This window comes from Gemmatimonas sp., assembly GCF_046594945.1.
Taxonomy (GTDB): Bacteria; Gemmatimonadota; Gemmatimonadetes; order Gemmatimonadales; family Gemmatimonadaceae; genus Gemmatimonas.
In genome coordinates, this window is the sequence record NZ_JBKJRB010000143.1 from 40,403 (window position 1) to 60,974 (window position 20,572).

At 65.0% G+C, this 20,572-nt stretch carries 20 protein-coding genes; 8 read left to right on the top strand and 12 right to left on the bottom strand.

From position 1 onward, the window contains the following. Positions 1-14 precede the first annotated feature (14 nt). Positions 15-260, bottom strand: coding sequence for a hypothetical protein (locus tag ACLL97_RS17320; RefSeq protein WP_411281731.1), 246 nt, complete (start codon positions 258-260; stop codon positions 15-17). A 106-nt stretch (positions 261-366) separates the two neighbouring features. Next, the gene (locus ACLL97_RS17325) at positions 367-1,695 is read right to left on the bottom strand and encodes a thymidine phosphorylase (protein ID WP_411281732.1); all 1,329 of its coding nucleotides are present in this window, start codon (positions 1,693-1,695) and stop codon (positions 367-369) included. A gap of 9 nt (positions 1,696-1,704) precedes the next feature. Between ACLL97_RS17325 and ACLL97_RS17330 the strand changes: the two genes are divergently transcribed. Then, on the top strand, positions 1,705-2,529 hold the full coding sequence (locus tag ACLL97_RS17330; protein ID WP_411281733.1) for a hypothetical protein: 825 nt from the start codon (positions 1,705-1,707) through the stop codon (positions 2,527-2,529). A 13-nt stretch (positions 2,530-2,542) separates the two neighbouring features. Here ACLL97_RS17330 and ACLL97_RS17335 read toward each other — a convergent pair whose 3' ends face one another. Further along, a complete protein-coding gene (locus ACLL97_RS17335) occupies positions 2,543-2,851 on the bottom strand; it encodes a YtxH domain-containing protein (RefSeq protein WP_411281734.1) in 309 nt (102 codons plus the stop codon). A 114-nt stretch (positions 2,852-2,965) separates the two neighbouring features. Between ACLL97_RS17335 and ligA the strand changes: the two genes are divergently transcribed. Next, positions 2,966-4,990: an NAD-dependent DNA ligase LigA gene (gene ligA / locus ACLL97_RS17340; RefSeq protein WP_411281735.1), complete on the top strand. Its 2,025-nt coding sequence runs from the start codon at positions 2,966-2,968 to the stop codon at positions 4,988-4,990. Between the two features lie 77 nt (positions 4,991-5,067). Then, positions 5,068-5,613 (top strand): hypothetical protein, encoded by a 546-nt coding sequence (locus ACLL97_RS17345; protein WP_411281736.1) that lies wholly within the window; start codon positions 5,068-5,070, stop codon positions 5,611-5,613. A gap of 12 nt (positions 5,614-5,625) precedes the next feature. Here ACLL97_RS17345 and ACLL97_RS17350 read toward each other — a convergent pair whose 3' ends face one another. Next, positions 5,626-6,159, bottom strand: a complete 534-nt coding sequence (locus ACLL97_RS17350; protein WP_411281737.1) for a phosphoribosyltransferase — start codon at positions 6,157-6,159, stop codon at positions 5,626-5,628. Positions 6,160-6,337: 178 nt separating this feature from the next. Between ACLL97_RS17350 and ACLL97_RS17355 the strand changes: the two genes are divergently transcribed. The 4 genes from ACLL97_RS17355 (at position 6,338) to ACLL97_RS17370 (ending at position 10,447) form a co-directional block, all read left to right on the top strand. Then, on the top strand, positions 6,338-6,841 hold the full coding sequence (locus ACLL97_RS17355; protein WP_411281738.1) for a tetratricopeptide repeat protein: 504 nt from the start codon (positions 6,338-6,340) through the stop codon (positions 6,839-6,841). A 1-nt stretch (position 6,842) separates the two neighbouring features. Beyond that, the gene (locus ACLL97_RS17360; protein ID WP_411281739.1) at positions 6,843-7,610 is read left to right on the top strand and encodes a ParA family protein; all 768 of its coding nucleotides are present in this window, start codon (positions 6,843-6,845) and stop codon (positions 7,608-7,610) included. Further along, on the top strand, positions 7,607-8,452 hold the full coding sequence (locus tag ACLL97_RS17365) for a hypothetical protein (RefSeq protein ID WP_411281740.1): 846 nt from the start codon (positions 7,607-7,609) through the stop codon (positions 8,450-8,452). Before ACLL97_RS17360 ends, ACLL97_RS17365 begins: the two co-directional genes overlap by 4 nt. Positions 8,453-8,566: 114 nt before the next feature. After that, positions 8,567-10,447 (top strand): AMP-dependent synthetase/ligase, encoded by a 1,881-nt coding sequence (locus tag ACLL97_RS17370; RefSeq protein ID WP_411281741.1) that lies wholly within the window; start codon positions 8,567-8,569, stop codon positions 10,445-10,447. Between the two features lie 3 nt (positions 10,448-10,450). On the opposite strand, the gene ACLL97_RS17375 is transcribed toward ACLL97_RS17370, so the two are convergent. From ACLL97_RS17375 to ACLL97_RS17395, 5 genes are all read right to left on the bottom strand, one after another. Beyond that, positions 10,451-11,110 (bottom strand): hypothetical protein, encoded by a 660-nt coding sequence (locus ACLL97_RS17375; RefSeq protein WP_411281742.1) that lies wholly within the window; start codon positions 11,108-11,110, stop codon positions 10,451-10,453. A gap of 20 nt (positions 11,111-11,130) precedes the next feature. Beyond that, positions 11,131-13,425 carry a prolyl oligopeptidase family serine peptidase gene (locus ACLL97_RS17380; RefSeq protein WP_411281743.1) on the bottom strand — a complete coding sequence of 765 codons (2,295 nt, stop codon included), beginning with the start codon at positions 13,423-13,425 and terminating at the stop codon, positions 11,131-11,133. A 98-nt stretch (positions 13,426-13,523) separates the two neighbouring features. Beyond that, positions 13,524-14,264, bottom strand: a complete 741-nt coding sequence (locus tag ACLL97_RS17385) for an SDR family oxidoreductase (RefSeq protein WP_411281744.1) — start codon at positions 14,262-14,264, stop codon at positions 13,524-13,526. Between the two features lie 10 nt (positions 14,265-14,274). Continuing rightward, entirely contained in the window at positions 14,275-14,862 is a 588-nt protein-coding gene (gene folE, locus ACLL97_RS17390) for a GTP cyclohydrolase I FolE (RefSeq protein ID WP_411281778.1), read from the bottom strand. A gap of 61 nt (positions 14,863-14,923) precedes the next feature. Next, a complete protein-coding gene (locus ACLL97_RS17395) occupies positions 14,924-15,337 on the bottom strand; it encodes a 6-carboxytetrahydropterin synthase (protein WP_411281745.1) in 414 nt (137 codons plus the stop codon). A 377-nt stretch (positions 15,338-15,714) separates the two neighbouring features. On the opposite strand from ACLL97_RS17395, the gene ACLL97_RS17400 reads away from it, so the two are divergent. Then, positions 15,715-15,885, top strand: a complete 171-nt coding sequence (locus ACLL97_RS17400; RefSeq protein WP_411281746.1) for a hypothetical protein — start codon at positions 15,715-15,717, stop codon at positions 15,883-15,885. Between the two features lie 10 nt (positions 15,886-15,895). Here the strand turns inward: ACLL97_RS17400 and ACLL97_RS17405 are convergent, their stop codons facing one another. The 3 genes from ACLL97_RS17405 to ACLL97_RS17415 are packed head-to-tail and all read right to left on the bottom strand — an operon-like array spanning position 15,896 to position 20,550. Next, positions 15,896-16,873 (bottom strand): GNAT family N-acetyltransferase, encoded by a 978-nt coding sequence (locus tag ACLL97_RS17405; RefSeq protein ID WP_411281747.1) that lies wholly within the window; start codon positions 16,871-16,873, stop codon positions 15,896-15,898. Continuing rightward, positions 16,870-19,350 (bottom strand): AAA family ATPase, encoded by a 2,481-nt coding sequence (locus ACLL97_RS17410; RefSeq protein WP_411281748.1) that lies wholly within the window; start codon positions 19,348-19,350, stop codon positions 16,870-16,872. Before ACLL97_RS17410 ends, ACLL97_RS17405 begins: the two co-directional genes overlap by 4 nt. A gap of 3 nt (positions 19,351-19,353) precedes the next feature. Then, a complete protein-coding gene (locus ACLL97_RS17415; RefSeq protein ID WP_411281749.1) occupies positions 19,354-20,550 on the bottom strand; it encodes a metallophosphoesterase family protein in 1,197 nt (398 codons plus the stop codon). Positions 20,551-20,572: the final 22 nt, after the last annotated feature.

Below are 20,572 nucleotides of genomic sequence, written 5' to 3' on the forward strand. Positions count from 1 at the left end.
GAGCCGCGCCTGAATTACGGCGTGAGGTACACACCCTTCGCTTCACGCGAAAGCTGCGTCGAGAAGTTCAGCGCGACGACGATCAGCGCCGTGAAAATGAACGTGAACGCGATGTAGCAGATCGTGGTGACTGTTGGCTCCATGCCACCAGTTGGACTCGGGGTCGCGATATACATCAGCAGCCCGTAGAGTCCGAGCAGGGGCAGCACGACGGCGGCGGCCACGAGACTGAGCAGTCTGTTCGTCTTCGGAGCGATCATGGGATGGCGACGGGGACGCTGGGCGTCGGTGATCAACCGGCCGTCGGTTCACGGCCACGATGGAAACTATTTACAGCGACGGAGAACAGGGAGTGCCCCTCCCGACCTAATCATAGACTTCCACCCCCGCCTCGGTGACGCGATGTGAGATCAGCGGCAGCGGGGGATCAGCATCGTCGCCAATCGTAATTGCCGTGCGCAGGGCCGCGAGTCCGGCCTGCACCCCGTTCCGGTCTCTGGCAAACACCGTTGCCAACGGCTCACCGGCCCGCACGATGTCACCCGATCGGGCGGTGATCACGAAGCCCACACTGGGATCCACGCCGTCTTCCACCTTGGTCCGCTGGCCCCCCAGCGCGGTGATGCCACGGCCGATAGCCTTCGGCTCCACCTGCGCGATCACGCCGTCACGAGGGGCCAGGTACAGCTCGCATTCGGCCGCCTGCGGCAGGATCGACGGATCGTCGACCACCCGTGGGTCACCCCCTTGGGCCGCGATGATCTCTTGGAACTTGGCCGCCGCCCGGCCGCTGGAGATGGCGACCGCCATGCGACGGAGGGCGTCGTCGCGGTCGGTGGCCACACCAGCCAGCACCAACATCTCCGCGCCGAGGGCGTAGGTCACCTTCATGAGGTCGGGCGGGCCCTCGCCACGAAGGGCCATGATCGACTCCTCGACTTCGAGCGCATTGCCACAGGCGCGTCCAAGCGGCCGGTCCATGGCAGTGAGAAGCGCCACCACGGGGCAGCCATGGTCGGCGCCGAGCTCGATCATCGTGCGGGCCAGGGCCAGTCCACGATCGAGTTCCGGGAGAAAGGCGCCGGAGCCGCGCTTCACATCAAGTACAAGCCCCGTGAGGCTTTCGGCCAGCTTCTTCGACATAATGCTCGCCGAAATCAGCGGAATGCTCTCCACCGTCGCGGTCGCGTCGCGCAGGGCATACAACCGGCGGTCGGCGGGCGCGATCTCGTTCGTCTGTCCGATCAACGCGCAGCCGATGCGCTCCAGCTGCGCCGTGGCGCGCGCCAGCGAAAGATCGGTACGAAAACCGGGGATCGATTCGAGCTTGTCGAGGGTACCGCCCGTGTGCCCGAGTCCGCGACCGGACATCATGGGAACGGCGACACCAAGGCATGCCACGAGTGGTGCCAGCACCAGCGACACTTTGTCGCCGACGCCGCCGGTGGAATGCTTGTCGACGCGCGCCATCGTAAGATGGTCGAGGTCGAGCACGGCGCCGCTGTGCAACATGGCGTCGGTGAGCGCGCCGATCTCGTCGCGATCGAGCCCGTTGAAGTAGATGGCCATCGCCAGCGCAGCCATCTGGTAGTCCGGAACTTCGTCTGTCGCGTACTGCGACATGAGCGTGCGCCACTCGGCGGGAGTAATTCGACCGCCGTCGCGCTTTCGCTCGATCAGCGCGCGTGCCAACATTGAGTCCTCATGATGCAGCCAACCTACATCCTCGCCGTCCGCATCGCACGTCGATGGGCAATCAGTTTCACCGTCGGGGCGGCAGCGGTTGTGCTGCCGGGGCTGCCACTGGCACCTTGCGCTCTCGCCGCGCAAAGCGTGAGTGACCTGCTCACTGCGGGAGATCGCGAGAGTACCGCGCGTCGGTCGTCCGCCGCGCTCGGCAACTTCGAACGCGCGGTGAAAGCGGAGCCTACATCATACGTGGCGTTGTGGAAGGCCGCGCGAGAAGCGGTGGATCTTGGTGAATTCGAGAAGAACGCCGAGACCCGCACCGCGTTATACGAGCGGGCCACGGACTACGCGCGACGGGCCGTTGCGGCGAACAGCAGAGACGCTGAAGGGCATTTTCAGCTGGCGCGGGCGGTCGGTCGCACCGCGCTGGCGGCAAGTCCCCGCGAGCGCGTGAAGTATGCCCTCGAAGTGCGAGATGAAGCATTCAAGGCGTTACAGCTTCACCCCAACCATGCGGGTGCGCTGCACGTGCTTGGTGTCTGGAACGCCGAAGTGATGCGACTGAGCGGTTTCTCGAGAGCGGTCGCGAAAGCATTTCTCGGCGGACAGGTGCTGGGCAGCGCCAGCTGGGCGGAGGCAATTCGCTATATGGAGCTCGCCGTCGCCGCCGAGCCGAATCGATTGGTGCACCACTTGGATCTGGCGCGGGTCTATCGAGACGCCGGGCGTCGGAACGAAGCACGTGCCGCCTATCAGGCTGCCCTACGCACTCCGTTCCAGGACGCGAACGACGATCAGTATCGAAAGAGTGCCAACGAGGAGCTCAGAACGCTCCGGTAGGCGCCCGGCGCGCTTACCAAGGCGCAACTTCGCGGGCCCGCTCGCGGACACGCACGGCCGCCTTGCGCCCCTGCTTCATCCCACGCCGCGCCATACGACGCGCCGACTCGTCGGCATCGTCCCACCACGTCGAGAGGGTGTCCCCGCCCTGCTCCGCCATTCGGCGTGCATTGCGACGCAGCTGTCGACGGGTCTGTTCACCAGTAGCCGGCGCCATCAACAATGCAGCGCCGGCACCGATCGCGGCGCCGATGAGAAGTCCAAGCCCGAGTGCACGGCCGTCCATGCGAGCATCACGATCCCGCTTATTGCTGTCGAACATGCAACCTCCCGCGCCAGAGCGCGTGAATGATTCAGTGGTATCCGTTCCGACCGATACACCACCGCGGCCGGTTCGGCGGATGACGCATCTCTCCCTCAGAGATACATTCCGCACATGAGCGTCGTTCCATCCCCCACCGTGCAGCGCGCTGCGGAATTGCGCGAACTGCTGGCCCGCGCGCAACATGACTACTACGTGCTCGACCGTCCCGCTCGCTCGGATGCCGAGTATGACCGGCTGTTCCGCGAGCTGCAGGCCATCGAGTACGAGTACCCCACACTGCGTTCTGAAGATTCTCCCACGCTCCGCGTGGGTGCGCCAGTGCAAAGCGCGTTCCAGACCCATCGGCATCTGGTGCGGATGCTGTCGCTGGACAATGCGTTCGACGACGGCGAGCTGCTGGCCTTCGAGCAGTCGATCGAGCGCGTCGTTGGTGCATCGGTGCACACGAGTGGGTATACAGTCGAGCTCAAGATTGACGGAGCGGCGATCGCGCTCACCTATCGCGACGGCGTGCTGGCAACGGGGACGACCCGTGGGGATGGCACCGACGGCGAGGATGTCACGGTGAACATCCGCACCATCCGCGGCGTGCCGCTGAGGCTGCTCGGCGATGGTCATCCGGCCCTAGTGGAAATTCGCGGCGAGGTGTACATGCCGTTCGCAGGGTTCGAGGCCATGAACGAAGCACGTGTGGCCGCCGGCGAACCGGTGTTCGTGAATCCGCGGAATGCGGCCGCCGGTGCGCTGCGCCAGCTCGATCCATCGATCACGGCGCAGCGTCCGTTACGCTTTTTCGGCTACGCCGCCGTGCTTCCCGACGGCAATGCGCCAGCCCGCAGTCAGTGGGACCTGCTCGAACAATTGAGCGCGTGGGGAATACCCGTGGCGCCACACCGCGAGCGATGCCGCACAATGGCCGACGTCTCGGCGTGGGCGCACACCGTCGAACACGAGACGCGGGCGAGCCTCGGCTTCGCGATCGATGGTGGAGTGGTGAAGGTGAACGACATGTCGTTGCAGGACGAGCTCGGTGTGCGGAACGACCGCACGCCGCGCTGGGCCATTGCCCGCAAGTTCGCACCCGACATGGCGGTGACGAAGTTGATCCGCATCGAGGTCAGCGTAGGACGTACCGGCGTGCTCACGCCATTCGCGGTGCTCGAGCCGGTCGATGTCGGTGGGGCGACGGTTACCTATGCCTCGCTGCACAACGCTGATCAGATCGCGAAGAAGGATCTTCGCAACGGGGACTGGGTGCAGGTCGTGCGCGCCGGCGATGTGATTCCGTACGTGCTTGGGCCGCTGCCCGAGCGTCGCGACGGCAGCGAGCAGGTGTGGGCAGTGCCGTCGCACTGCCCGCGCTGTCATTCTCCCACCCATCGGTATGGCGATGATGTGGCGACGTACTGTCCGAATGTCGCCTGCCCGGGACGTCAGCTCGAAGGGCTCGTGCACTTCGCGAGTAAAGACGCCCTCGACATCGACGGACTCTCGTACGCGCGCATTGAGCAGCTGATCGAAGCCGGCTTCATCGCCGACTTCTCGGATCTGTTCGCCCTTACCCTTGAGCAACTGGTATCGCTCGAACGCTTCGGCACCAAGAGCGCCGAGAATTTGGTGGCCGCTATCGCGGCCGCGAAGCAGCAACCGCTGTCGCGATTGCTCTTCGGGCTAGGCATCCGTCATGTCGGCGCGCAGGCGGCGCAGTTGCTGGCGAAGCGGTTCGGCAGGATTGACGCGATCATCGCCGCCACGCCGGTGCAATTAGGCGCCGTGCGCGGTATCGGCGACATCATCGCAACGTCGGTGTCGTCGTATTTCGCCGACCCCAGCTCGCGCGCACTCGTGGAGCGGCTGCGCGAGCATCGCATCCGCTTCGACGAGCCGAACGCGGTGCAAGCGGACGGCCCCCTCACCGGGGCAACTGTGGTGCTCACCGGATCCCTGCCCACGCTTTCCCGGAGCGACGCGGCTGCGCTGGTCGAGGCGTCCGGCGCACGGGTCACGAGCAGCGTCTCCAAGAAGACCACGTTCGTGGTGGCCGGCGAGGAGGCAGGCAGCAAGCTGGACAAGGCGCTCGAGCTGGGTATCGAAGTTATCGACGAAACCGAGCTGATCCGGCGAACCGGACGATGACCGACACACTCCGGGCATCGTCCATCACGCCCTCCCCGCTTGACGTGACCGCGTCAGTGGGCGAGCGTCACGGGAACATGAGCACTTCGCTTCCTTTCCTGACCACCCGTACCGTGACGGTCCCCGTCGAATTCTTCGACGGGCTCCGCCGGTCTACGCAACAGGCGTCTCCGGCCGTCCCGGTCGATGCCGTCCGTGACGCGGGCTATGCCGCCGGACAGGCCCTGTTCGACCACTTCTCGGCGTGGCTGGCGGATCGCAGCGAACACGGTCCCGATGACCTGCTCGACAGCCGTTTCCCAATCCTGCTTCGGGAATACTTCTTCGAGATCGGCTGGGGGCTCGTCCAGCTCTCGTCCCTCAGCGAAGCGGTCATGGTGCTCGACGGCAGTAACTGGGGCGAGGCGGCCGATGACGCGAGCGGCTGCCCGGTGTCGACGGGACTGTTCGCGGGCTTCTTCGGACGGCTGGCCGATGCGCCAATTTCCGTGCTCGAAGTGACTCCAGAGTCAGCCCGCGATGGCCGATGCCGTTTTCTGCTGGGTTCGGTCGACGTGCTCAACTACGTCTGGGAAGCGATGGAACGCGGCATCCCCTACGAGCGGGCCGCCACCAGCGCCTAATCGCTTTCCCCATCAGACCTCGGAGATCAACCCGGCGTACTTGGGGTTTGGCCGGAGTTCACCGTCGATCAGAATGTCGCGGTCCCACGGCAACACGATCGTACTCTGGGTGGCTAGCGCGAAGTAGTCCGGGGCGAAGCTGCCGGTTCTGAAGCTCACGGCGGTGCGCACCTCCGCGGCGCCGGCGTTCCCGACGGCCGCGATCGCCAGCCGCATAGTCTGACCCGAATCGCAGGTTTCGTCGACGACGAGCACGCGCTTGCCGCGCACCTCATTCGGCGCGGCCCCAAACACCGCCGGAGTGTCGCGCACTGGGGAAGCGCTGTAGCGTCGCGAGATCAGAATCGAGTGGAACGGCAAGTCGAGAATCGCCGCCACCGCAGCCCCCGGCACGACGCCGGCCGTGGCAATGCCGACGACGAGCTCCGGACTCCACTCGCGCGCGACGCGCACGGCGAGCGCACGAGCCAGCTCTCCGAAGAGCGGCCAATCCACGATCATCACGCCCTTGGACGGGTCAGGCGCGTACGGCTGAGGTGCGGTCATCGTGGTACTCCGGTTGGGGATCCCGCAGTGTAACCCGAGTGTAGCCCTCAGCGTGCCGTGCGGCAACGTGGATTCCCCTCGCAACAGCTGTGGCAACTTGTTGGCCACGCGCTCTCCCGATAGCTTTGCGCATCAATCGCCGCTCTCCTTTTTTCTTTCTCTGATCTACTGCGCGCGCATGACTTGGTGGCGCCGCCTCGTGGGCGGCTCGTCCGGGCGCGATCCGCGCCACACGGACTTCCTGGCTGAAGCGCTCGATCTCGAGTCGCGCGGCGATTATGCAAACGCCCTGACGTCGTATCGACTCGCCTTGCGCGAGCGACCCGATGACCTCGGCGTGTTGCAGAATATCGCCATTGCGTTCTCCAAGACCGGGCAGCCCGAAGAGGCCATTCGGACGTATCGTCGCGCCCTGCAGCTCGATGCCGAATCGCCGGGAGCTCATTACGGCCTCGCGTTTCTGCTGCTCAAGCGGGGTGATTCGGCGCACGCCGCCATGCATCTCGAGTCGTTCCTTCAATTCAGTACGGAGCAGGATCCGACGTCCGCCCGATTCCGTGCGCACGCCGAGCGCACACTGGCGCAGTTGCAGGGTGCACCGGACGATGCGGCTGGCCAGGATCAGGATCCGTCGTCGCCGTCGGGCGATGACAACGGATCGGCCTACATGGATGAGGGCTGACGTGGGACGCGTGCTCTCCATCGTGAGCCAAAAGGGTGGCGTCGGCAAAACGACCACCGCCGTGAACCTGGCGGTCGCCTTCGCGCGTCGCGGACTGAAAACGTTGCTGATCGACGCCGACCCGCAGGGCGCGGTCCGCTACGGTGTCGGCCTGCGCCGCGGCCACCCCACGGTCGGGTTCGATGACTATTTGCGTGGCGAAAAAGCGCTGCGCGAAGTAATTCTGCCCACCGCGCTTCCGTGGCTCCGCGTAATCCTGGCCGGCAGCGTCAGCGAGTCCGCCGATCATTCGGATTTCCAACATCGCGTCGGCGAGAGCACCGTGCTGGCCGATCTGCTGGCCATGGCGCGCGAACGCTGTCACGTGGTGGTGGTCGATACGCCACCGGGGCTCGGTGCGATCACCCGTCGGGTGCTGGCGGCGAGTCAGCACGTGGTCGTGCCGCTGCAGTGCGAGCCGCTCGCGTTGCAAACCACACCGCAAATTCTGCGCGCCATTCAGGACGTGATCAGCATCAACGACGAGCTCACGCTCGAAGGCATTCTGCTCACGATGTTCGAACAGGGAAATCCGGCGTCGGAGCGGGTCGTGCACTACGTACGTGAACATCTGCCGCAGCATCTCGTGTTCGACACGCCAATTCCGCGCACGCCTGCCACCGCTGATGCATTTGCCGCCGGTCAGCCGGTGGTGCTGCGGAATCCGGCCGATCCCGCCAGCCAGGCGTACGTGAACATCGCGACGCGGCTCGCCGAGCGCTTCGCGTGACACCGTCGGTACGCGCGCGTCGTCGCGCCGGAGCGCTGCTGGTATCGGCGGTGATCGGCGCCACCGGCATCGGCACGGCCTGTTCGGAAGTGGGGCTCGGTCCGAACGACGCCGCGGCGATCGAGCTCGATCCGTTCCCGTCGCCGTCGGTGGTTTTCGGTGATACGCTGCGCAACATCGATGGTATCGTGACGCCGGTACGTGCCCGTGTGTTCAACGTGCGTGGTGATGTCATCGACGATGCGACGCCGCGCTACCTGTACGCCGACTTCAACATCGACTCGGCGCTGGCCATCGACTCCGCCACCGGCATCGTGGTTGCGAAGAAGCTTGTCGCAGGCGACAAGCGGATTGCCGCACGCATCGGCGGCTCGCTGCAGGTGTTGCGCGGCATTCGCATCGTGACCCGCCCGGACTCAGTTGACGGCGCCAGCCTCACCGACATATTGGGCACGAGCTTGCCCGACACCGGTCGTCGGGGACTCGACAGCAACTCGACCAAGGCGCTCACCGTCACGGTGCGGCATCTCCAAGCCAGCGTGGTCACGGGGGTTCGCTCGTGGCCCGTACGCTTTCAGCTGCTGTCACCGGCCAATCCGACCAACGACACGATGGCCGACGCCTATCTGATCGATGACCAAGGTCGTGCCAGCACCGTCGACACCACCGACGACAATGGTGTCGCAGGACGGCGAGTGCGCGTGCGCGCGCTGCGGTTTCCGGTCGGTGCGGCCGTGGAGTCGGTGGTGGTGCGCGCCACCGTGACATACAAGGGCCAACCCCTGAAGGGCTCACCGGTTCGGCTCACCGCCCCCGTTCGACGTGGGTCCGGATCGTCCTGAGGACTCCCGCCAGACGGCGCCGAGAGGCAATTTCACTGATCCCACCTGGCGGTCGCTCCGGTTCGTTATGCCGATGCGCCTCTGCCCTGCCTTTCGCTCCAGTCGGAGATGGCGATGACTTCGGTCGCGGCTGATTCCAATCCTGCCCTGAACGTGACGATGAACGGTCTTCCGGCCTCGTCACGCTATGCCTCCGGTGGACCGCGTCCCCCGCACGGCACGATCAACGCGCTGTTCTTCGATGCCGTCGAGCGATTCGACCGCACCGATGCGCTCAGCACGAAGGTGCGCGGCGTATGGGAGCCGATGTCGCACCGCACCATCATGACGCGGGTGCGACACACCGCACTCGGCCTCGCCGAACTGGGCATCGTCGCGCAGGATCGCGTATCCATTCTCTCGGAGAACCGTCCGGAGTGGCTGATCGCGGACTTCGCCTGCATCTGCAGCGCGATCACCGATGTGCCGATCTATCCCACGCTTCCCGCCGATCAACTGCCGTATCTGCTCAACAACTCGGGCGCGCGCGCCATCTTCGTGTCGAACGCCGATCAGGCGAAAAAGGTCGCGTCGATCCGCCATGAGGTGCCTGGGCTTCAGTGGATCATCGGCTTCGCGGCCACGAAAGTCGACGGCTGCGACCTCACCCTCGCCGAGATCGAAGCGAAGGGCGCCGCCGTAGACAACATCGAGCGCGCCACCACTTTCAAGCGTGATGCGCTAGCCGTCACCCCCGATCAATTGGTCACGCTGATCTACACGTCGGGCACGACGGGGAATCCGAAGGGCGTGATGCTGACGCAGGACAACCTGTACTCGAACGTCATCGCCACGAAGAGCACACTGCAGGTAAGCACCAGCGATCTCGCGCTCAGCTTTCTTCCGCTCAGCCACATTTTCGAACGCACCGGCGATTACTTCCTGTTCGCGAACGGCGTGCGCATCGCATACGCCGAGTCTATCGACACGGTACCGGTGAATATGAGCGAAGTGAAGCCGACGATGATGATGTCGGTGCCGCGCCTGTACGAAAAGATCTACGCGCGTGTGGTGGAGAACGCCGTGGCCGGTGGTGCGATCAAGCAGCGCATCTTTTTCTGGGCGAAGAACGTCGGCGAGAAGTGGGCCGACGAAAAGCTCGCTGGGCGCGAACCGGCCGGTTTTCTCGCGTTGCAATACGCGCTCGCACAGAAGCTGGTGTTCTCGAAGCTCCGGGAGCGCACGGGCGGGAACCTGCGTTTCTTCGTGTCGGGTGGCGCACCGCTTTCGCCCGACATCGCGAAGTTCTTCTACTCCGCGGGACTGATCATCCTCGAAGGCTACGGCCTCACCGAAACGTCTCCGGTCATTTCGACGAATACGTTCGAACATTACCGGCTGGGCAGCGTGGGCCGACCGATTCCCGGGGTGGAAGTGATGATCGCGGCCGATGGCGAGATTCTGTCACGCGGACCACACATCATGCGGGGCTACTACAATCAGCCCGACGCCACGAAGGACGCCATCGACGAAGAGGGATGGTTTCATACCGGGGACATCGGTGAATTGGTCGACGGCTACCTGCGTATCACCGATCGCAAGAAGGACATCATTGTGACGGCAGGCGGCAAGAACATTGCCCCGCAGCCAATCGAGAACATGTTGCGGACCAACAAGTACGTGTCGCAGGCGGTGATGCTGGGAGACAAGCGCAAGTTCCCCGTGGTGCTCGTGGTGCCGAACTGGGATCAGCTCGAGAAGTGGGCCGCCTCGCAGAACATCGTCTGGACGAGCCGCGCCGAGTTGGTGGCAATGCCGACGATCAACGCCAAGATGGAGAAGGAAGTGAAGACGCAGCTGGCCGGACTGGCGAGTTACGAGTCGCCGAAGAAGATCGCGTTGCTCGAGCATGACTTCAGTGTCGAACGCGGCGAACTCACGCCGACGCTGAAGGTCAAGCGTCGCGTGATCGACCAGACCTACAAGCCACTCATCGACAGCTTGTACGAGGAGTAGTTGTTACGGTACCGATTCAGGCGCGCGGCGGCGGAGTTCAACCAGCCCGCTGGCGCGCGCTGTCGTTTCGGCCACCCATTCCGTGGCATCACGCGCGAGCTCGCGCATGCCGGAGGGGATCGGCGCGTGAACCGGCGCGACCAGGCGCCCCCCGAGCCGCAGGGCCCGGGCGGCACTCTCCAGCAACGCGGGATTGGCGTGCGCCTCATCCACCGCGATGGCGGCCAGCGTTTCCACGCCGAGTGGCAGGCGATCAGCAACCACGATGCATGACGCGCCGGGGGCGGACACCAGCACCGCATCACTGTTGACCAACAGCTGCGGCGCTGACACGAACGACGCGAGCACGTCGCTGGCGGCCGCGTAGCGACCCACGAGCGCGATCGGCAGCTGACTCTCGGCCACACCCATCAACGCTGCCACACGAAGCACCCTGTCGCGCGTGAACGGCGTCAATGGCATCGCCGGTGGGCGCGGCGTGACCGGCGCGATCCCGTCGAAGTACGCGATCCCGTTGTCGATGCGAAACTCGGCGCCGCACACGGGACAGGCGAGTTCGGCCACGAGCAGGCGAGAGCCGCGGGCCTGCAGTACCACGGCCACCAGCCAGCTCTCGTCGTGGGTGCCGGGACAGCGGAGCGCGTCAAGCAGGTCACGTTGCATGGCTGAATGATAGCCGCTCGTTACTTCAGCAGCTCCTGTTGCGAGGCCGGTCTCGCGGACGCCGGTTTCAGGTAGCGATCATACCAGCCGGTTAGCCGATTGTGCCAATCCACGAACTCGCCGGCATTCGTCATCGGAATACCGTGTCCGCCGTTGGTGTAGTTCACCCACTCCACCGTTCTTCCCAGGCGGCGTAAGGCGAAATACATCTCGCGGGTGTTGATCGCCGGCACGTTGTGATCTTCGCCGCCGGTAACCAGCAACAGTGGCGTCTTGATCCGATCGGCAAACATCACCGCACTGTGCTGCACGTACTTCTGCGGCTGCTCCCACATCGTCGCGCCGATGCGATCTTGCGTCTTTTCGGCGGCGTTCACATTGCGCACACCGAGTCGGGGCGAGTCGGTGTAGAACGACACGAGATCGACCTTGCCGGAAATATTGATGGCGGCCTTGAAGCGGTTCGTCTGCGTGATCAGCAAGTTCGTCGCGTATCCGCCGTAGCTGGTTCCGTGCACGCCAAGCTTACTGCTGTCGGCGATCCCCATCTCGATCAGCTTGTTCGCCGACGCGGTGACGCCCTTGAGCCAGGCTTCCCCCGGGTATCCCGTCTCGAAGGTGACGGACGGTTTCATGACCGCGTATCCACGGCTGGCGAGATACATCGTGGTAGCGTCGAAGCTGTCGTCGAAGAAGTCTTCGTAGACGCTGAAGACGGTCGGCAAGTGGCCCGTCGCAGCCGAGGGCAGCGTCAGCACACCAAACTGAGACCGGCCGTCGGCGTCGAGGTACGGCACCAGCTTGGTGGTGGGCAACGCGCGCGACGCGAGCTGCGGATTGGACGCCACGACCAGCCGCGGTGCCGTGAACGCGGCGTCGGCGATCCAGAGATCCGCCGGTCTTCCGTTCGCGCCGATTGTGACGGCGAGCCTGGCGCCGTTCGGGCTCACGCGTGGCTGGCCGTACAACCGGCCATCGCGCACCAGCGTGTCGACGGCGCCGGTAGCGACGTCCACGCGCAGCAGGGCGCGGTTCCAATCCGTGCGCGACGCCATGCCGAGCAACACGGTTCGACCATCAGCACTCCAGTCAGCGAGGAGCACGCGCGGACCGCGAATGGTGTCGGCAATCGCCACGATCGTGCGGCGGGTCGCGTCGGAAACACGTACCAGATGCCAGCCGGTGCGCGAGGACACGAGCACTGCATCTCCCGTCGGCGAGATGTTCACGAGCGTGAACCGCTCTTCGGCGGCGCGGGCAACGGAGTCGCGCCCTGAGTCGCGCGGACCACGCACCGTATCACCCTTGGCGCGCGGTGGCGCACCGATCAATCGTCGCGAGGTCGTGTCGGTGATGCTCGCGACGTACACGGCTCCATCGCGCGCATACGCGTAATGATCGCCATCGGCGGCGTTCGAGAGCGTCACCCCACGCAACGAGGCGATGATCACACGCGCGCTGTCGCGGCCGCGCCGCGCGAGCCATCGAGACTCGCTTGCAGGGCCGCCCTCATAGTTGGTCTTCGCATTACGATCTTCGCGCCAGCTGACCAACTGCCCGCTTGGCGACACCACCCAGGCGGAGAGCTGTGTGGCCGGTATGACCGTGTCGAGTTTCGCCGACGTCGGCGTCAGCGCGACCACGATCGCCCGGTTTCCGAGACGGCGCAGCGCATCCCACGCCAGAAACGGCTCGGTGCCCACCTGAACCGAGACCGGCCCGTTCACGAGCGAGTCGAAGCGTGCACGCACTTCCCCGATCCACTGCCGCTCTCGGATCGCCAGTAGGAGCCGGCCGTCTTCCGTCCACGAGAGATCGGTGTTGTCCGCCAACCGAGCGCCCGCGAGCGATTGGGCGCGCAGCTTTCGAGAGGCGACGTCCCAGATCAACAGCTGCGGCAGGGTGTCACGAGTCGCGATGGCGAGCCGATCGCCGGACCGCGACCAAGCGAGTGCACCGATGGTCCGCGGTGCGCTCACGATCGGCGTGGTGTCGCCCGTTTCGGTGTTGAGGAGGAGCAATCGTGCAGGCGCTGGCCGGGTATAGCTGGGATCTCCATCGCGGGCGGCGACGAATCCAAGGCCGTCCCGACGCGTCGCAATCCGCACCACGAGCCACGTTCCGTCAGGAGAGTAGTCGCCCGCTGAAACGGTTCGAACGTCGAGCAGGTCGTTGGGCGTCAGCGACCCGGCAGGAGCGGGCAACGTGTTCGCCGACCCGGACTGCGCCTCGGCGGGTGGGGCCAAAAACGTACTGGCGGCGAGGCTCAGTGCCAGCACCGCGGCAGGCGGCGGGCGATAGAAGGGGCGGCGCATGGTCGGTCCGGATGGGCGCGGTAGGCGCCAAGGGCCCTCGCGGCCGTCGGCTGTCTCAAAGCTGCACGCCAATCGGGCGTCCGGCGAGGCTACGAACGCTACGCCCGACTGATCCGCAGCTCGTCGACGTTCACGTGGGCACGGCGGGTAACGGCCCAAAGCACGGCGTCGGCCACGTCTTCAGGACGCAACATCGCGGCCCTCGGCGGGAATCCGGGCGTGTTGTCGGGATCGATGGGATCCCAGATGGGCGTATCGGTCGCCGACGGCGCGATGAGCGTCGCGCGGACTCCGCTCCCACGGAGTTCTTCGCGCAACACTTCGTGGAGCGCCCGTGCGCCGAACTTGCTGGCAGAATAGGCGCCGTTTCCACTGAAAATGCTGCGATCGGCGACCGACCCGATCGTAATCACGTGGCCATGGCCGGCCGCCCGCATCAGCGGGACGAACGCATGCAGGAAGCGAAACGGCGCCAGCAGGTTCGCCTGAAGAGTCTGCTCGAAGCGCGCTGGGTCGGTGCGCTCGATGGGGCCGAGTGGAAAGACCCCAGCGTTATTCACGAGAATCGACGGTCCATCAGCGCGGTGCTCGCAAATGGTCTGCACGGCCTGCGCCACGTCGTCGGTGTTCGTGACGTCGCACGGCACCGCAACCGCGCCACCGCCGATCTCAGTCGCCACACGCGCGAGATCACTGGCCGAACGGGAAATCAGAAACGGTTGCGCACCCGCCGCCGCGAGGGCGACGGCGACCGCGCGGCCGATGCCGCGCGACGCGCCGGTGACCACGACCGACACGCCGTGGAGCACCGGAAGCGTGGCCGACGCGCTCGCGGTCACCGCAACACGCTCAGTACGACGCCGAGGGGCCGTGTGCCAGACGCAGGAACTCACTGCGCGTTTTGGAGTCATCGCGAAACAGGCCACGAAGGGACGACGTGATGGTGCGTGAACTCTGCTTCTCGACGCCACGCATCATCATGCACAGGTGCACGGCTTCGATCACGACACCGACCCCCTTGGGCTGCAGGACTTCATCGAGCGCATTGGCGATCTGCTCGCCGAGTCGCTCCTGCACTTGCAGCCGGCGCGCGAACACTTCGACTACGCGAGGGAGCTTGGACAGGCCGACGATCTTGCCATTCGGAATGTACGCCACGTGCACCTTTCCGAAGAACGGGAGCATGTGGTGTTCGCACATCGAATACATCTCGATGTCGCGCACCATCACCATGTTCTCGTGATTCTCTGCGAACATCGCATCGCCGATGACCTGTCGCGCATCGAGATCGTAGCCGCGAGTGAGCCACGCCATCGACTTCGCGACGCGGCTTGGCGTTTTCAGCAGCCCATCACGATCGGGGTCTTCGCCCAGCATCTCGAGCTGACGCCGGATGAGTCCCTCGAATTCCACCTGCGTCGCGCTGTCTGTCTCCATGTCGTCGGGATCGACCGTCGCCATGCTCGCGCGCGCCGCCATCGTCGGTCGGATCACGTGTTTACTCCCCCTCGTAGTCGACATAGTTATTTTCGGTTTCCCAGAGCCGTAGCCGCACCAGCTTTCCCGGCGCCACGACCGGCTCCAGCACGCGCCACATGCCCACGACGACATTCTCGGTGGTCGGGTTCACCCCCTGCATGTACGGCACGTCGATATTGAAATTGCGGTGATCGGTGACGCTCACCACGTGCCGTTCCACCGTGTCGCGCAGCATCCCGAGGTCGATCACATAACCGGTGCGCTCGTCGATCGGTCCCTTCACCGAGACTTCGAGCGTGTAGTTGTGGCCGTGCCAGTTCGGGTTGTTGCACTTACCGAACAGGCGGGAATTCTCCTCGTCGGAGAGCTCGGGATTGTGAACGCGGTGGGCGGCGTTGAAACGCAGCAGCCGCGTTGCGGTAACGATAGACATATGGGACGAACAGTCCGAAAGGGGGAGCGGTTCCCTCCGCAAACTCGTACCGTCGGTGCACGCCGGCAAGGCAAGGGCGGGGTCCTCGCCGAAAACACGAAAGCCCCGCCGAGTGGCGGGGCTTTCGCAAAAGATACGGAACGAAGAGGAGATCTTGAAGCCCAAAGAATACTGATAAGGTCCTCACCACGCGGTCGCCTTCCCCGCACTGGGGCGTGACGTGAACGCAGTCTGTCGGACCTTTCCTTAGGACTTATCGGCTCAAGAGGTAATTCTCTCCGCCCCGCACACTGGTCGAGTATCGACACCGGAGGGGTCGAACTTCACGCCGATAGTGTACATGGTGCGCCACGGCGCGCGCAATGCGAGATTACGACATGGACTTCTACATGCTTGCCGGAATCGTGATGCTCGTCGCGTGGGGCGGTGTTACGTATACGACCGATGCCCCCGGATGGATCCACCTGATGCTCACTGGAGGCGTTTTTCTCATTATCTGGCGCCTGGTCGTGCGCGATACGCCCTCGGGACCGAACCAGAAGCGCTAACCGCGCCGGCTTAGATCTCCCAGTTCGAGAGCACCATGCCCTCGAGGGGCGGCACTTCGTTCCAGCCGTAGGCGCTCATCCGCAGGTCCGTCCAGCGCACCCGTGCGCCGAGCGCGACCAGCGTACGATACGCATCTGGATAGTCGCCCTGCAGGCGAATCGCGACGCGCCGGGTGCCCGTGCGGCGCGCCAAATCGGCGAGGCTGCCCAGCATCTGCGGCAAGCTGCTCCGGCGGGCCAGCACGAGCTTGAGGACGCGCAGTTCGTCCCGCGTCCGCCCCTCCACCAGTGGCGCGGTATGACAGACAGCGAAACCGGTGGGGGCGTCCAGCGGCCCCAGCAGAATGGTGTCTCCCAGCGTAAGGCGGTCGGTGAGCTCGAGTTCGCGAGTGAAGTCGTACCCGGGCAGCACCCGCATCGTGAGCGCCCGACACGCGCTGATCGCGGCTTCCTGCTCGTGGGACGACAACCGTGACAGCAACTGCGGCGCCTGCTCGCCCAGTGCCGCGTCGAGCGTGAGCGTGACGGTGAGATGGCCGGGCACGAAGCCGAGATTCGAGTAGAACCCGATATTGTCCATCGTGCGCGGCATCGTTTCGAGTCCGATCACTTTCACGGACTGTTGGCGCAACCAGCGCATCCCGCTCTGCACGATGATCTTTCCAAGTCCCGCGCCTTGGCTGTCGGGGCGAACACAAAGCGGCCCCATCCAGCCTTCGGTGCCGGAGTGATGCACCATGTTGAACGCCGCGATACGCCCGCGTTCATCGCGCCAGCACAGCGCCCCGTCGCCGGCGTCCTCGATGGCGTAGCGCCAGATCGACGGATTGAGTGGCGGTACACGCACGCCCGCCATGCCATCCTTTCGATAGCGCTCGGTGAAGGCCTCGGCGAATACCTCGTTCAACTGCGAAATGTCGTCGACGGTGGCGACGATGGGCCCTTCCAGCGGACGGGAGTTACGCCAGCTGCGCGGCGATGCGGTCATGACGGCGCCAGCGAACGCGCGTCACTGGTGTCGGCCCGTGAGAACGCGTCCTGTTCCGACGGGTCGGCATTGATCGCACGCGAGCTGGCGCGGACCACGCTGCACCCTCGTGCATCGTCGTACTCGACCATGAGCACGCGATCCAAACCCTCCTGAACTTGCTCAATGTGCGTGATCACGATGACCTGCTCGAATCGGCCATGAAGGTTGCGAAGAAGATCGACCACGTTCGCTCGACGACCTTCGTCGAGTGACCCGAAGACTTCGTCAAGAATCAGCAAGGAGAATGCCTGTCCTGCCCGTTCGGCGATCATCTGGGAAATCGCCAGTCTCAGAACAAGGTTGCACAAGTCCTCCTCGCCGCCGGATATCACGGGTTTCGGAATCTCGTCTTCCATGATCAGCACGCGATAGTCCTCGTCGAACTCGAGTTCCCGGTAACGTCCATCGGTGAGCTCACCCAGAAACTTGCTGGCGATGGCGGCCAGTTCAGGACGAAGCTGGAAGTTGAGATCGGTTCGCAGGTCCGTGAGCGCGCGGTCAAGCTCATCATGCAACTGCTTGTCCTTCTCGAGCGCGTCCAGCGTCTCCTGCAATCGCGCGAGATCACGTCGTCCCTGCTCGGCGCTATCGAGCGCCGCTCGGGCCCGCTCCGCTTCGCCCGCGGCACTCACCGCATCGAGTTCGGCACGACGGGCTTCGGCCGACGCTCGCTCATGCGCATCGCGCACCCGTTGGTACGACGTGTCGTCCATGCCCAGCGCGGTGCGTTGACGCTCGAGCGCGACCACGGTCGTACGGGCCGCGTCACGAATGATCGTGATCCGCATGCGCTCTGTGCGCGTGACATCCTCGCGCTCCACGAGGCCGCCCACACGAGCCGCCTTCGTTTCAAGCTCCTGCAGCCGCACGACCTCGTCGCGCAGCGCGCGGTGCCGCTGCGCATCATACCCCAGCGGAAGCGCGGCCAGCTGCGCGGTAGCTTGTGTGAGTCGCGCCGCCAGCTCCTTGCGTGAATCGGCCACTTGGGTTGCTTCGGCCAGCGCATTCTGAATCCGTTGCAACCGCCGTTCCGCCGCCGACAGCTCCAGCTGCATGGTCCGACGTTGCTCGTCAAGCGCCTCGATTGCCGCCGGCAGTGCAGCCAACTGCTCGACGCGCTGCCGGTAGTAGTTGCCATCGATACGCACTGTCTCGATTTGCTCATTCAGCAAATCGAGCACACTACGAAATGACGCACCGAGCGGCCGTCCGCAGGTCGGGCACGGCGATTGCTCGCCCAACCCCTCGAGCGTCTCGCGCTGCTCCGATAGTTCCGTATACTGCCGGCGGAGGCCGTCCAGTCGCGTCTCCGCCTCCTGACCGTCCTTGGCCCACGCCGTACGCTCGCTGTCGAGTGTACGCTCTACGTCGGGAAGCGTTCCCCGCAATGTCACGAGCTGCGCCTGAGACTCGCGCTCCAGCGCGGGCGCCGATTCTAAACGCGCGGCGCGCTCGGCCAGCTTGGCGTCATCCTCCGCCAGCGTGCGAACACCCTCCATCAACGTCTGTCGTCGTGCGTCGGCCGCGGCGAGCTGTTCGAGTGATTCCAGTTCCACACGGAGCGTGGGCAGCGGCAGCGTCGCGTTCCGCAACGGCGCGAGTTCCCCGTGCGCGATGGCCACCGCATCCAGTTCACGGTCGAGCCGCTCCACTTCGCGGGCAAATCCCATCGCCTCGCTCTCGGCTACGCGCAGCTCGGCCAGCAACTGCTGCATCTGATCACGCTGGGCCTGCGCGTCGAGCCATTGCGGCGCGACGGCGCTCAGGCGCTCGTCGGTGTTGATGCGCGCCACCTCAGCCTCCGTAGAGCGCGTCCGCGCCACGGCGAGCCGCGCCTCGGCATCGGCCACACCACGCCAGATAGCGTCGGCGTCGGGCATGCCCTGCTTGAGGCCGTTGATCTCCGCCATGAGGGCCCGACGACGCTCGCGCGCAATCTCCTGCGCACCGCTGATGCGGTCATAGCCCAAGACGCGCGACAGGAAGCGCGCCCGCTCGGCCGGACCGAGCGCAGCCATGACATCGAGCTCTTTCTGACCCGTGAAGTAGGTGTGAAAGAACTCCGAGCGCGTCATGCCAAGGCGCCGTTGAAGGAATTCAGTGGTTCCTGAAATCGTGCTCGCAACCGGCGCATCGCCCCCGTCGAGGAACACCTCGGCGTTGGTGAGTCCACGGACCACGCGATAGCGGTGACTGGCGAGCTCGAACTCCAACTCCACCTTCACGGAGGCGCGAGGCGCCGCGCGTGAGAAGCGGATGGAATCGCGGGTGCCACGCGCAGCAGAGGTCCCGTACAGCGACCAGGCAATGGCTTCGAGCAGGGTGGACTTGCCCGAGCCGTTGGGGCCGATGATACCCGTGAGGCCTCGCTCGAACTCGATGCGCGTGTCGGCGTGCTGCCGGAAGTTCTGCAGACGGAGCGAAATCAATCGCATGAGTCAGCCCTCCAGCACGGGGAGGGCGGCCATCGCTGCCTCTTCCGCCTGCTGCAGATAGCGCAAACCGAGCGACACGAGTGCCTCGCGATCGACGCCCGACGGCAACGGTCGCTCGTTGAGGCGCTCGGCCACCAGCTCCGGCAACGTGGCCCGACGGCCCGGCGCGCCTTCCCCGTTCCCACGACGCGCCAAGACGTCAGGCCGGCGCGTATCGAGATGGAAATGCATGGCGCGTTTGCGATAATCGCGCAGCGCCTCGTGATTGAGCTCGCGCACGATATGGCGCGCGATGTTGCGCACCGTCACGCGCACGACGCGACCGTCGATTCCACCGATCGCGCTGTCGACGCGCGCCCTCAGCGCGCTGTCGACTTCGACCGCGCCCATGCCACTCGCGTCGATCGGCTCGAGGTCCAACAACGGACGCGACGGGGCCACCGGATGGAAGCGATGCGCGCCTGTACTCAGGTCGTGCTCGACGAATCCCTTGCCGGGCACGGATCGCTCACGTTGCTCTTGCAGCTCTCCCCAGGGATTCGAACTGGTGTAGTCCATGGAGCCGCTATAAAAAACGCGATCCGCCACCTTGCGGTAAACATGGTAGTGGCCGAGCGCGACGTAGCTCCACTTGTCGGCATGAAGTTCTTTGAGCGGTATCTCGATCGCGGTCCGCTCCGGCGAGGCGACTTGCGCCGAGAGCATTCCCTCGATCTCGCCGTGCATCAACAGGACGTTGTGAGCGAATCCGCCCGGTGGCGTCATCAGCGGGCGGTCAACGCCCGGCGCATCCGGCACAGCCATAACGCACAGGGACAGCTCGGGAAACTCAAATAACTCGGGCTTATCATCGGCGACCTTGATGCCGATCTCCCGGAACAGCCGAAGTATGCACCCCGAATCCACGGTGCGGGGCGCGTCATGATTCCCTGCGACCATGACGATCTTCGTGTTCGGGAGCGCCTCGAGCAGTCGTTGAAAGGTGCGATACGCGTGGAGAATCGCGCCATTCGACGGGCGCACCGTGTGAAACACGTCGCCGCCGACGACGATCAGGTCGGGAGCACACCCGATGATCTGGGCCACCGCACGCGACACCGTCGCGGCGACATCAGCCTCGCGCTGGTTGATTCCGGTCGGCGTGAGCCGCTGATACTGGCGGAATCCGAGATGGAGATCGCTGAGGTGGACCAGGCGCATGCCGCAAGCTACAGAACGAACC